Raw genomic sequence first — 13,994 nt, 5'->3', positions numbered from 1 at the left:
TAATAGAATCCCCCCTTTGAAATTAGCCAGAAGAAATCCGCGATTTTACACAAAAAAAGCAATGCTGATTCCTACAGCATTGCTTTTTTCATTGTTATTAAAAGCCGTTATTATCTGAAACTTCTTTAAACCAACGACCTGATTTTTTCACCGTTCGTTTAGCATCATTTGCTAAGTCAACGGAGATAAATCCGTAACGGTTCTTGTAAGCATTGGTCCATGACCAGTTGTCCATGCAGGTCCACATATGGTAGCCAACACAATTGGTTCCTTCTTGGATCGCTTGGTGGACGTACTTCAAGTGGTCAGAGACAAATTCGATGCGGTAATCATCTTCGATCACGCCATCAGCATTGACGAAACGTTCTTCTCCTTCGACACCCATGCCATTTTCAGAAATGTAGCACTTGATATTGCCATAGTTTTCTCGCGTGTTCGTCAAAATATCATAGATCCCTTTTTCATAGATTTCCCATCCACGATACGGGTTCATTTTCTTGTTCGGCATATCATAGTTATCAAAGTAATCATCAGGCATTGGACTTTTCGCTTCATCGATCGGTGATTCTTTCTTCATGATACGACGAGGTTGGTAATAATTGATCCCCAACAAGTCGATCGTGTTTTCGCGAATCGTTTGTAAATCATCGGCTTCCATCGCTGGTACCATATCCAATTCCTTGACGATGGTCACTAATTCTTCTGGGAACGTGCCTTTGACCGCAGGGTCTAAGAAAGAACGATTAAAGAAGGCATCCGCGATTTGCGCTGCTTTGACATCCTCTGGATCGTTCTCATCTCTTGGATAGCTTGGCGTCAAGTTCAAGATGATGCCGATCTCCCCATCAAGGTTCATCTCATGATAGACTTTGATGGCTTTAGCACTCGCCAACGTTTCGTGGAACCCAACTTGGACTGCATGTTTCATGTTGATCTCATTTGGATAATGGAATTGGTAAAGATAGCCGCCTTCAACAGGGACGATCGGTTCATTATGAGTGAACCATTTCTTGACACGATCACCAAATAATGTAAAGCAGGTTTGCGCAAATGCGACATAGGCATCCACGGTCTCTCGGTTCAACCAGCCGCCTTTTTCTTGCAGCGCCATCGGCATATCGAAGTGGTAAAGGTTCATGAAAGGTTCGATCCCGTTGGCGATCAACTCATCAATGTAGGCATTGTAAAAATCAACGGCTTTTTTATTGACTTCTCCTTTGCCTTGCGGGAAGAGACGACTCCATTGGATCGACGTCCGAAACGTCGTATGGCCGGTTTCTTTCATTAGTTGAATATCTTCTTGATAGCGTGTATAGACTTGCGAGGTTTTTTCAGGACCTACCTCATTGAAAAATTTCTCTGGTTCTTGCTGATACCAGTAATCCCAGATGCTTGCCCCTTTGCCATCGCCTTCAAATACACCTTCTGTTTGTGGGCCACTAGCGGCTGACCCCCACCAAAAGCCTGCTGGAAATTGATAATCCATCTTCATTCACTCCTCATTTTTTCTTTGCTGCCCTAATCATAAAGGAAGCAGTTACAAAAATCAATCTTTTTTAAAATAAATGTATAGACATTTAAAATAAAACATGATACATTATCAATGTAATCGATTGCAAAAAGAAATTTAAGGAGTGAAATAATAATGAATGGTTTTATGGACAAGTTATCTGAAAAGATTTTGCCCTTGGCGAATGCCTTAGGACAAAATCGCTACCTGACCGTCTTGCGGGACGCGTTTATGCTTTCGTTCCCAATCACTATGTTTGGATCGATCGTGGTCGTTTTAAACAACCTGCCCTTCTTCAGTGATGCCACTAAAGGAACATTAGGAACACTGTTTGGCAATGGGCAAAATGCAACAATGAGTATCATGACTGTTTTCGTTACTTTCGGTATTGGCTATTATTTATCAAAATCATATGATGTGGAAGGGATTTTTGGTGGTGCCGTTTCGTTTGCCAGCTTTTTGATCTTGACTCCTTTCTTTATGACTACTGAATCTGGCGAAACGATCTCCGGTGTGCTGTCTCTTGATCGTCTTGGCGCAAAAGGGATGTTTATCGGGATGATCGCAGCATTTTTGGCAGCTGAAATCTATTGCCGCATCACAAAACGCGGCTGGCAGATCAAAATGCCTGATGGGGTACCACCAGCAGTTTCTAAATCTTTTGCCGCTTTGATTCCAGCAATTATCACCTTAACGGTATTCTTAGTGATCAATGCCATCATGACGGGTGTCTTCAATGCCAACTTGCATGACCTGGTTTATGAATTGATCCAAAAACCATTGACTGGACTAGGCAGCAGCTTGCCAGCAACTCTATTGGCTTTGTTCTTTGTTCAATTCCTTTGGTTCTTCGGTCTACATGGTCAAATCATCGTCAACTCTGTGATGGACCCGATTTGGAATACATTGATGTTAGACAACTTAGAAGCGTATCAAAATGGGGATGCACTGCCGCATATCGTCACAAAACCATTTATGGAAACCTTTACTGTTGGATTAGGCGGTTCTGGTATGACGTTAGCCGTTGTTATCTTGATGGCTTTCGTATTGAAGAAAAAACAATACCGCGATGTGGGTCGTTTGGCTTTAGCACCAGGGATCTTTAACGTTAACGAACCAGCCATCTTCGGTATGCCGATCGTCTTGAATGCGACGATCCTGATTCCTTGGGTCGTAGCACCTCTTGTGGTAACGACCTTCAACTACTTAGTGATGGCGGCTGGACTTGTTCCTGCACCAACTGGTGTTTCTGTTCCTTGGACCGTTCCAGTGGTCTTCAGTGGTGTCTTAGCAACCAACTCTTGGTTAGGTGGTTTGCTGCAAGTCATTGACGTGGTGATCGTCGGCTTAATCTGGTATCCATTCTTACGTGTGTTAGATCGTCAAGCAGAACCATCAATCGATTAAGCGCAACGGCTGGCTGAATTTTTTCAGTCAGCCGTTCTTTTTATAAAAAAACCAAGGTTTGATTGTCGAAACCGCTTTTTTCAGCTATACTTCTTGCGAGGTGATCAGATGCCAAAATACCAAGAAATTGCCAATATTTTACGCACACGTATCAAAAACAAAACGTATCCGCCTGACAGCTTACTGCCGAATCAAACTGATTTAGTCGAGGAATTCGGAGTCAGCCGGATGACCGTCAAAAAAGCCATCGGTATTTTAGCCATGGAAGGACTGGTTTATTCTCAGCGGGGCGCTGGAACAAAAATATTGAACCACCCATTCTTAAAAAAAGACACCACTGCTTTAACGGTCTATGAAGGCTTGTCAACGGAAATGGGCAAAGCTGGCCGCAAGCTAGTCAGTCAGGTCATCGATTTTCAAGTCGAATTTCCTGACCAAACGATCCAAGAAAAGTTGATGTTAACGGAAGAACAGCCGATCTATAGTATTGTCCGCTTGCGGATTCTTGAAGACCAACCGTTTATTTTAGAATATACCTATATGCCCGTCCATTTGGTGCCCAATTTAACTCGTGGCCATTTAGAAAGTTCTATCTACCGTTATGTCAAAGAGGAACTAGGGGTCCAGTTTGCCGGCGCTTACCGCACCATTGCCGCTGATAAAAGTACCGCATACGATCAACAGTATTTGGACTGTAAAGCCGATGATCCGGTCTTAGAGATCGAACAGATCGTCTATCAGAAAAATGGCTCACCTATCGAATTTTCCCGTAGTCGCAACCGTTATGACGTGCGGGCCTACTCTTATTTAGATGTCCAGCACTAAAAAGACCTGCCCACGGTTTTCTTCCATCAGAAACCGTGGGTAGGTCTTTTTGTTGGTGCATTCGTTGCTTCGTTTACTTTTTCGCTGAGGGTTGGAATCGTTTCAGCCGCAAGGCATTTAATAAAACGGATACCGAGCTGAAGCTCATGGCCGCCCCAGCGATCATTGGATTGAGCAAGGGGCCACCGAAAAGATGCAGCACACCCATTGCGACAGGGATGCCTAAGACGTTATAAGCAAAAGCCCAGAAAAGATTTTCTTTGATGTTTTTGATGGTTGCCCGACTTAACTCGATCGCTGATGGGACGTCCATCAGATCGCTGCGCATCAGTACGATGTCTGCCGATTCGATGGCGACATCGGTACCAGAGCCGATCGCGATCCCTACATCGGCTTGGGCTAACGCGGGCGCATCATTGATCCCGTCACCTACCATCGCAACCTTTTGGCCTTTGGCTTGCAGGCCAGCTACTTTGGCGGCTTTATCTTCTGGCAAGACGTCACTGATCACTTCATCGATACCGACTTGTTTGGCGATGGCTTGGGCCGTTCGGGCATTGTCGCCCGTGATCATTGCTACGTACAAGCCCATTTGATGCAACCGTTCAATGGCTTTTCGACTGCTTTCTTTGATAGTATCTGCCACAGCGATGATCCCGATCGCTTCGCCGTCTTTGGCAACATACATCGGTGTTTTCCCTTCGTGAGCCAATTGTTGGGCTTGCTCGATCAGGCCATCGATGGCAACGTTTTGTTTTTCCAACCATTTCTGGTTGCCTAATAGGACTGGACTGCCAGCGCTCGTTCCTTGAATCCCATGCCCTGGGATCGCTTCAAACCCGTCAACTTCTTGTAGGGCGAGAGCTTGCGTGCGGGCTTCGATCACAATGGCTTCGCCTAATGGATGTTCTGAGCCTTTTTCAACAGAAGCCGCCAGCTGCAGCAATTCCGTCGGCGTGTGATTGCCTGCAGGTAGGAGATCGGTTACGACTGGTTTGCCTTCTGTGATCGTGCCGGTTTTATCAAAAACGATCGTCGTCACATTTCTAGCTGTTTCTAACGCATCGCCGCTTTTGATCAAGACGCCATTTTCTGCCCCTTTGCCCGCACCCACCATGATGGCGGTCGGTGTCGCTAATCCTAAGGCACACGGACAGGCAATCACTAATACAGAGATCGTAATGGTCAATGAGAAGATCCAGGTTTCTTGTCCTAAGAAAAACCAGGCAAGTCCTGCAAAAACCGCCAAGACCATGACGATCGGGACAAACACACCCGAAACTTTGTCAGCCATGCGGGCAATCGGCGCTTTGGAGCCTTGGGCATTTTCTACTAACTGAATGATTTGCGCTAACGTTGAATCTTCTCCCACATTGGTGGCTTCATATTGAAAGGAGCCGTTTTTGTTGATGCTGGCGCCGATCACCCGATCACCGACTTGTTTTTCGATAGGTAAGCTTTCTCCAGTGATCATTGATTCATCGATGGCAGAGCGCCCTTGGGTAACGATCCCATCCACAGGAATCTTCTCACCAGGTCGTACGACTAAGATATCGCCAGCTGCGACTTCTTCAATACCCACTTCGACTTCTTCGGCTTGATTCCCGCTGCCACGAAGCACGCGGGCTTTTTTCGGTGCGAGATCCAACAACTTCTTGATGGCTTCGGAGGTTTTGCCCTTCGAGACCGACTCAAGGTATTTTCCTAAAGTAACTAATGCCAAAATAACGGCGGCCGTTTCATAGTACAAGTGCATCGCATAGTGGGTCGTGCCCAGGTAGACCATCACGGTTCCATAAATACTATAAAAGAAGGCAGCACTGGTTCCCAATGCGACGAGGGAATCCATGTTGGGATGGCCTTTCCAAAGCGCTTTGAAACCAGCAATGTAAAAGGCGCGACCGAGGACCATCACCGGTAAGACCAAAAGCAATTGAGTGGTAACGAAATTGACTGGATAGGCCATCGGATCTAAAAAGCCAGGGATCGGCAAACCGATCATTTCCCCCATCGTCAAATAGAACAAGGGGATCGTAAAGAGCGCTGAAAGCCAAAACCGTTGCCATAAAGCACGAATCTCTGCCTGTTTTGAATCCACCTTGTCGGCAGAAGCGGTCGGCAGCTGTGCATCATAGCCCGCCTCTTTCACGGCAGCTGCGATCTTCGCGGCGGTCACTTGATCTTGTTGATAGCTGACCGTCAGTTTTTCTGTTGCCAGATTGACGGAGGCTTGCTCCACACCCGCTAATTTTCGGACAGCTTTTTCTACTGTTTGGGCACAAGACGCACAGGTCATGCCCGAGATGGCAAAGGTCTCTTGTCTTTGGGAGCCGATCAGTTGATAGCCCGCTGCTTTGATGGCCGCAGCGAGTGTTTCTTCGGTGAGCTGCTGCTCATCATAACGAATATGTAATTTTTCAGTAGCCAAATTGACAGCTGCTTGGTCGACCCCCGCCAGCTTGCTGACTGTTTTTTCGACGGTCTGGGAACAAGACGCACAGGTCATCCCTTTTACCCCATAATTCTTTTCGATCATTGTTTCCTTCCTCCTTGCTTGCTATGCAAACCCATTAACCTTTTATGTTTACAGTTGTAATCTTCTTCTACTTTACAATTATCGTTTACACTTGTCAACGATAATACTCAAAAAAAGGACGTTCTCCTTTGAAGCGGCCCAAAACGCGAGACTTTTGGTCTACCTTTGGGCGATCGCTACCGGTGGAACGTACTTTTTTCTAAGAAACGATCACTGCCGTTGCAGGGGTCGTTTCGCTTATTCAGGTATTGGTTTTAGGAGGCTAGCACTCTTGCCCGTTGGTTTTGATCAGCTCTTGGTACCAGTAGAAGCTGTCTTTCTTGTAGCGTGCCAAAGATCCTTCTTGCGTTTCATCTTGGTCGACATAGACAAAGCCATAGCGTTTTTGGTAGCCGTTCAACCAGCTTAGCAAATCAGTGAAGGACCAGGTGCAATAGCCAAGAACTTCCGCGCCGTCGCTGATCGCTTCTTTGATGGCATGGACATGCCCTGCTAAATAATCGATGCGGTATTGGTCATGGATTTGATGATCGTCGGTTAGTTTGTCGTATTCACCAAGTCCGTTTTCCGTAATGATCACAGGCACCCGATAACGGCTAGTGATTCGTCGTAAAGCGATCCGCAGCCCTTGAGGATCGATCTCCCAATCCCAATTCGTCCGTTCCACAAATGGATTTTCGGCTTTTTTGAACATTCCTGGTGTCCCGGTTTCTTCGGAGCTGCCTTTTTTCCCAGTGGTGTTCATTTTCCCCGCACCGACACCATCTAATGGATTGTAGGCATTTGTTGCTGTTTGGTAATAGTTGATCCCTAAGAAATCTGGTTTTGCTGAACGCAGCAAGTCCATATCTCCTGGTTCGATCGTTGGTGCGATCCCTTGCTCTTTCAAGTAATTCATTGCCGCAATCGGGTATTCGCCCCATAGATAGACGTCTAACCAATAATGCGCCATCAAGTCTTCCGCGTTTTCAGCTGCCAAAATATTTTTCGGGTCGCTGTTGATTGGGTAGTTTGGTGAGTAGGCGAAACTTGGTCCGATTTTCCCTGGGATTTTCATCTCATGGAACTTGTTGATCACCGAAGCATTCGCCAAGTTAGCGATATGATTGACTTCATACATCCGTTTAGGATCGGTCACTCCTGGTGGATGGGCAGCTAAAAGATAGCCTAACGAAGTAAAGATATTTTGTTCATTCAAGCTGACCCAATAGTGGACTTTGCCGCGAAAGGCTTCAAACAATACAGCTGCATAGTTGGTGAAATCTTCAATGATTTTGCGAGATTCCCAGCCACCGTATTCTTCTTGCAAAGCTCGTGGCAGATCCCAATGGTACAAGGTCACCATCGGTTCGATCCCTGCTTTTATCAGTTCATCGATCAATGCTAAATAAAAGTCTAACCCTGCTTGATTGACTTCTCCTCGTCCTTCTGGAAAAATCCGTGTCCAAGCAATGGAAAAACGATAGGTTTTCAATCCTTGTTCTTTCATCAAGGCAACATCTTCTTTGAAGCGGTGGTAATGGTCGACCGCGACATCTCCGTTAGTTGCTTTAAAGGTTTTTCCGGGAATGCGGACAAAATCGTCCCAAACCGAAGCGCCTTTGCCGTCTTCTTGCCATGCGCCTTCTACTTGATAGGCTGCTGATGCTGAACCCCATAAAAAATCATTGGGGAATTCTTTTAGTTGTTTATGATCCAATTGTTTCCCTTCTTTCTGTTTGATGATACCCCTTTCTTAAGTATACCGATAATTGCCTGATTTGTCATAAGAAGATTTTGTACCTATGCCAAGAAAGTCGATGGCACGCAAAAAACATCCTTGCAAGCAGTGGCGTTCTCCTTGCAAGGATGTGGACTAGCTATGGATCATGCATCAAATTGTGCCTGATAGAGTGCGGCGTAACGCCCCTCTTTGGCTAATAACTCTTCGTGGGTCCCTTGCTCTACGATATTCCCCTGTTCCACCACGAGGATCGTATCGGCATGTCGAATCGTGGACAAGCGATGGGCGATCACAAAGGAGGTTTTGCTTTTCATCAATTTGGTCATCGCTGCTTGGATCAACAGCTCTGTTTGCGTGTCGACATTCGATGTGGCTTCATCAAGAATCAACAGATCGGCATCCAACAGCATTGCTCGTGCAATCGTCAACAGCTGTTTTTGCCCTTGTGAGATACCGGTTCCGTCTTCAGAGATCAAAGTATCATAGCCTTTTGGCAGGCTCATAATAAAGTCATGGATATGGGCGGCTTGTGCAGCAGCTTGGACTTCTGCCAACGTCGCATTCGCCTTGCCGTAGGCCAAATTGTCGAAAACCGTTCCCGTGAACAACCAGGTATCTTGCAGCACCATCGCATAGCTTTGCCGTAAGCTGCGGCGTGTCGCTTGGCGGATATTTTTACCGTCTAACCGAATCGCTCCTTGGTCAGGGTCATAAAACCGCATCAAGAGGTTCACGATGGTGGTTTTCCCCGCTCCCGTCGGTCCGACGATCGCGACCAAGCTGCCAGCTGGTACTTGTAGCGAAAGGTCTTTGATGATGGGTTGCTGTGCTTGATAGCCGAAGGTCACATGGTCAAAGGCGACATCACCAGACACCTCGTGGTATTCGTAGGCTCCAGGAACATCAGAAACTTCAGGTTCTTCATCCAGCAAACGGAAGATCCGTTCTGCCGCCGCCAATGCTGATTGCAAATCGCTGAAGATGTTGGCTAACTCATTGATTGGTCCTGAGAATTTTCTGGAGTAAAGAACAAAGGAAGAAACATTCCCTAATGTCAGATGACCGAACAAAAACAGCAAAGCGCCAAACATACTGATCAAGGACAACGACAGATTGTTGATAAAGTTGATGGAAGGACCAGTCATACTGCCGTAGTACTCAGCATTGTAATAGGCATCCACCGCTTCTTGGTTTTTTTCGTCAAAACGGCTGATGATCGCTTCTTCTTGGTTATACAGCTTGATCGTTTGCTGACCAGAAATAATCTCTTCCACAAAGCCGTTCAGTTCGCCTAATTTGCGAGAACGACGGCGAAACAATGGTTGAAATTTGCTCATCAAAAAGCGGGTCAAAAAGATCGAAGCGGGAACCGTTACGACAAAAATCAGCACCAGCAGCGGCGAAATCAAAACCATCATCACAAACGAACCAATGATCGTCACAAGACTGCTGAGGACTTGAATGGCATCGCTGGCCAATGACGTATTGATGGTATCGACATCATAACTGATGCGGCTGATGATATCCCCAGTGGCGACTCGGTCAAAATACCCCACCGGCAGTTCGGTGATTTTATCAAAAATCGCCTTGCGCATCGCTGCCACCACCCGCTGACTCAAGCGAATCATCATGAGCGAAATCAGATAACTAAGAAGGGAAGACGCAAGATAAAACAGCAGCATCAGCCCACAATAAAAGAAGACTCGGTCAAAAATGACCTTGCCGGGACCCGGTTGAATGGCATCAATGGCGTACCCTGAAAGCAACGGGCCCACCAAGGCGAAAATGTTGCTGGCCATCATCAATACAGCGGCTGCCAGCAGGAGACCTTTGTACTCGTAAAGATAGCCCCACAAACGCCGTAGTGTTTTCTTACTATCCTGCGGTTTTTCCGTTTTTTTCTTCGGCATCGTCGGCACCTCCTGTCTGACCTTGATAAATGGCTTGGTAGATCGCATTTTCTGCTAGTAATTCTTGGTGACTGCCAAAGCCGTTCATTTGCCCGTTTTCCAGTACCAAAATTTTGTCGGCATGCTGGATCGAGCTGATCCGCTGCGCGATCAAGACCGTCGTCGTCTGTTGAAACTGCTGTCTCAGGACCTTGCGCAACTGAGCGTCGGTCCGATAATCCAGCGCACTGGCAGAATCATCCAAAATCAAAATCTCTGGATCCCCCGCCAAGGCCCGCGATAACAAGACCCGTTGCTTTTGACCTCCGCTTAAATTGCTGCCTTTAGCATGCAGTGGATGAGCTAAGCGCTTGGGTAGTTGATTGATAAACTCCTTGGCTTGGGCGCGAGCCGCCGCTTCTTCGATCTGCTCTTTGGAAAACCGCCGGCCAAAGGCGATATTTTCTTCGATCGTTTCCGCAAAAAGCACGTCTTTTTGTAAGACGACACCGAATAACTGATGCAGCTCCGTCGGATCGATGGAGCGAATGTCGCGACCAGCGATGCGAATCATGCCCTTCGTTGGGTCATAGAGCCGCAGCAGTAGTTTGACGATCGTTGATTTTCCACTACCAGTCGCACCGATGATCCCTAAAGTTTCTCCCGGCTGCAAGGAAAAATCGATGTCTTTCAGCACCTGGGTACCGTTAGGATAGGTGAAGGAAACTTTTTCAAAAACGATATGCGCAGACTCTTCTTTGACAGGCGCCTCAATGACTTGCATATTTTGCGGCAGGCGCAAGACGGATTGGATCCGATCGGCAGAAGCCAGCCCCTTCGACACGATCACAAAGATGCGCGTGATACTGAGCATGGCATTCAAAATGATCGTAAAATAGGTCAAAAAGGCGATGATGACGCCTGGTTGCGTCAATCCTTGATTGACGCGAAAGGCACTGACGACGATCACTAGCGTCAGTCCGATATTCAAAAATAGGTCCATCAGGGGCGGTGTTGCAGCCATCGTTCGATTAGCGGTGGTTTCCGCAGCTACTACGTCTTGGTTGACGTGGTCAAAGCGCTTTTTCTCGTAATCTGCTTTGGACAAGGCCTTGATCACCCGAGCCCCAGTCACATTTTCACGGACAGTTCGCACCAACACATCCACTTGCTTTTGTAATGAAGCAAACAAGGGGATCCCCCGTTTCGAGATCGTGACTGCCGCCACTAAAGTGAAGGGCAAGACGCCTACTAAGACCAGCGTCAACACGGGATCTAATGTGGCAGTGATCATGATCCCCCCTAATAACAGAATCGGGGCACGAATCCCCATCCGTTGGATCATGCCTACCGTTTGATGGATGTTGTAAGTGTCTGTCGTTAAGCGAGACACCAAAGAAGGGATCCCGACTTCTTCGACTTGCGGAATCGACAGATAGGAAACTTTTTCAAATAAATCATGGCGTATACTACCGGTGGTATCGCGAGCAACACTGGAGGCCATCCGGTTGGCGATGATATTGGTGACGACTGCGATGATGGAGCAGACCACCATCGCCCCACCCCAAGCAAAAATCGCAGATACCTGCTTCGTGGGGATCACAGAATCGATGATGTACGCCAAAATCCAAGGCAATAGCAAGTCCATCAGGGAGCCGAAGAATTTGATACTGACGCCAAGGGAGATGCGGCCGATATAGGGTTTTAAATATTGAGTCAAAAGATTCATTCCATCGCCTCATCTTTCGCTAAAAGCCGCTGGGAATTTTCTTTGACGATTTCCAGATCGGCGATCAACTGCTGCTGTTGGGCAGCAGAAAAACCTGCTACGACTTGTTCATTCCAGCTTTGAAGCAGCTGTTGGATCGCTGGTTGGACGGCGAGTGCTTTTTCGGTTGGATAAACCAGTAATTGTCGTTTGTCGGTGGGACTGCTGGTTCTAGTGACAAATCCTCGTTCTTCTAGGATTGCTAGTTGACGGGCAACATTGCTTTTATTCACAAAAATCTTCTTGGCTAAGGCTTCTTGACTGATCCCCGGTTGGCGGCAAATGTTTAAGATATAGGTATGATGCATCCCGCCTAAACCAAATTTTTTCAGTTCTTTTTCCCGATAAAGGGTGGCGAGACGGGCAATATGATTGATTGAGCGGATAATGGCTTCCATGAGCACTCCTGCCTTTCTTCGTTCTTCAAAGTGTCTAATCTATTATAAGGAATAATCGTTGCGTGCGCAACGATTATTGTTTCTGACGAAAAGCAACAGGTCCACTGTTGTTGATCAGCAAAAAAAGAACTTCAGCCCTCTCGCTGAAGTTCTTTTCTGATTCATTTTATTCAGATTCTTTCAATAAAGCTTGTACGACCTTACGACGACGGTACAGCTGTCTTGTTTTCCAGCTGATAAAGCCGATGAGTAAAGCGAGCCAAGAAACGATCGTCAGCCATAAAGCTCCGTCGAAAAACCAAGGCGCATCGTAATCAACGACTAAGACATTCTCCCCTGCTTGCTGTTGGACAGAAACAGCACCAATGGCACTCAAAGAGACATCTTTTTCAGTTAGTGGCTGCTGATTGAGGGTCAATTCAGTATATCGGTAATTGATGATCGGTAACGCCTTCCACGTCTCTTGATCACCTTGCCAACGTAAAGTAAGCTTCCCGTTTTCTACGGTTTTTGCCACGGTATCATTCTTTTCAATGATTTCTTCCCCGTACAAATTGTACTTGTTCTTCTTGGTCTCTTGATAGAGGGGCAGATAATCTGGCGTAGAACGTTGATACAGCGCTAATGCTAAGGACTTGTCTTTACTAAAATAGGCTTCCTTCAATTGCGCTTCAGATTCCGCCGACAGATAGGTGTGGTTTCGCAGTGAAACCGCAGCTTCATCGGAGTGCCAGTCCTGCATCTTGACCGTGTTTTGGATCAGGATTTGACCAACACTCAAGACTAAAATGAGGACAAACCAACGCGGATTTGCCAATGGCTTGCCCCGATAATAAGGAACTAGCAGGCACAAACCGACTAAGATCAAAATCGTGGCAGGAACAAAGAACCGAAAAGGAAATTGCAGTAAATTGATTACACCATTGTCCAGACTGCCTAGCCATTGCCAAGGAACAGCGTTCGATGATAAAACGAAAAAGACTGCTGCAGCTGCCGTCATTAATTTGAAGCCGCCAGATAGACGCGGCCACACACGGATCGCACCGCAAAAGAACAAAGCACATAAGATGGGCAGCAGGTACGGAGTCGTCCACCAATAGCTGCTGGTTCCAGTAATGGTATTGTTCTGCATGTTGCGATTCACAAAAGGCGCGATCAACGTGTTACTCGTATAAAGATCCAACATCCCTAACCAAATATTGGCGGTCAGTAGCAAGAAGATCCCGATCGCTCCTGCTAAGCGCAGCACCAATTGTCGTTTTTCTTCGCCAGAAGTCCCAACAAAAAAGGCGCGTAAGAAAAAGGGCACGTATAAGAACACTAACAAGATGCTTGAAAACACATGGATTTGAAATAAGACCGCCACGGAAACCCCTACCGCAAAAGGCCGTAACCGTTTATGTTCCCCTAGTGCGATCAGTGGAATCAGGCACAGCGGCAGCACAGCCGCCCCCCAAGCAGAAAAGCCCTGTCGCTCAATCCAATACTGGACAGAATAGGTCGCCATAAACAGGACGCTCATCCCCACTGACAGCCAACCATTGACTCGTAATTTCTTTAATAAGCCAAACATCGAAAACCCTGCTAACAAATAGAGCAGCCCGTTGGCGAGCAGCTGGTAGGAAAACCACGAAGGACTCAGCAAGACCAGCAATCCTTGGAAATAGGCAAAAAAGGGCCCGTATAATGCATTGACGATACGAGCAGATTGCTGAAACCCGTAGATAGAAAGAAAATATTGAAAATTGCCCTCTTTGATCTGCTGGCTGGTCTCATAAAAACGATTGAAGTGAAAGACCACATCAGAGCCCAAAATCATGCCTTGGCCTAAGATCTGCGGCAATAAAAAAACACCACTCATTGCAATCAGAATCACCACTTGCCAGAAAAGCGGCTTTTGTACTATTTTTTGTTTCAAAAAAAAACCTCCTTGCACCT

Annotated in this window: 9 protein-coding genes; 2 read left to right on the top strand and 7 right to left on the bottom strand. The window is 46.7% G+C overall.

Annotated features, from left to right (window positions below):
- Nucleotides 1-97 precede the first annotated feature (97 nt).
- Nucleotides 98-1,486, bottom strand: a complete 1,389-nt coding sequence (locus IGI73_RS00755; RefSeq protein WP_428206989.1) for a glycoside hydrolase family 1 protein — start codon at nucleotides 1,484-1,486, stop codon at nucleotides 98-100.
- 159 nt (nucleotides 1,487-1,645) lie between these two features.
- Between IGI73_RS00755 and celB the strand changes: the two genes are divergently transcribed.
- Complete coding sequence (gene celB, locus IGI73_RS00750) at nucleotides 1,646-2,917, top strand: PTS cellobiose transporter subunit IIC (RefSeq protein WP_005226670.1); 1,272 nt, start codon at nucleotides 1,646-1,648, stop codon at nucleotides 2,915-2,917.
- Between the two features lie 108 nt (nucleotides 2,918-3,025).
- On the top strand, nucleotides 3,026-3,742 hold the full coding sequence (locus IGI73_RS00745) for a GntR family transcriptional regulator (protein ID WP_005226669.1): 717 nt from the start codon (nucleotides 3,026-3,028) through the stop codon (nucleotides 3,740-3,742).
- A gap of 73 nt (nucleotides 3,743-3,815) precedes the next feature.
- On the opposite strand, the gene IGI73_RS00740 is transcribed toward IGI73_RS00745, so the two are convergent.
- From IGI73_RS00740 to IGI73_RS00715, 6 genes are all read right to left on the bottom strand, one after another.
- Nucleotides 3,816-6,278: a heavy metal translocating P-type ATPase gene (locus IGI73_RS00740; protein ID WP_438759006.1), complete on the bottom strand. Its 2,463-nt coding sequence runs from the start codon at nucleotides 6,276-6,278 to the stop codon at nucleotides 3,816-3,818.
- Between the two features lie 262 nt (nucleotides 6,279-6,540).
- On the bottom strand, nucleotides 6,541-7,977 hold the full coding sequence (locus tag IGI73_RS00735) for a glycoside hydrolase family 1 protein (RefSeq protein WP_005226667.1): 1,437 nt from the start codon (nucleotides 7,975-7,977) through the stop codon (nucleotides 6,541-6,543).
- Between the two features lie 167 nt (nucleotides 7,978-8,144).
- The gene (locus tag IGI73_RS00730; RefSeq protein ID WP_428206991.1) at nucleotides 8,145-9,911 is read right to left on the bottom strand and encodes an ABC transporter ATP-binding protein; all 1,767 of its coding nucleotides are present in this window, start codon (nucleotides 9,909-9,911) and stop codon (nucleotides 8,145-8,147) included.
- Nucleotides 9,877-11,619 (bottom strand): ABC transporter ATP-binding protein, encoded by a 1,743-nt coding sequence (locus tag IGI73_RS00725; protein WP_005226665.1) that lies wholly within the window; start codon nucleotides 11,617-11,619, stop codon nucleotides 9,877-9,879. The genes IGI73_RS00730 and IGI73_RS00725 overlap by 35 nt, the downstream gene beginning before the upstream one ends.
- Entirely contained in the window at nucleotides 11,616-12,056 is a 441-nt protein-coding gene (locus IGI73_RS00720; protein WP_010748552.1) for a MarR family winged helix-turn-helix transcriptional regulator, read from the bottom strand. Before IGI73_RS00720 ends, IGI73_RS00725 begins: the two co-directional genes overlap by 4 nt.
- A 166-nt stretch (nucleotides 12,057-12,222) precedes the next feature.
- Nucleotides 12,223-13,974, bottom strand: a complete 1,752-nt coding sequence (locus IGI73_RS00715) for a hypothetical protein (protein WP_428206993.1) — start codon at nucleotides 13,972-13,974, stop codon at nucleotides 12,223-12,225.
- Nucleotides 13,975-13,994: the final 20 nt, after the last annotated feature.

The organism is Enterococcus sp. DIV0755f (assembly GCF_051713725.1).
In the GTDB taxonomy this organism is placed as follows: Bacteria; Bacillota; Bacilli; order Lactobacillales; family Enterococcaceae; genus Enterococcus_D; species Enterococcus_D casseliflavus.
The sequence above is the reverse complement of the archived record's forward strand: the minus strand, read 5'-3'. Positions and strand labels throughout refer to the sequence as shown.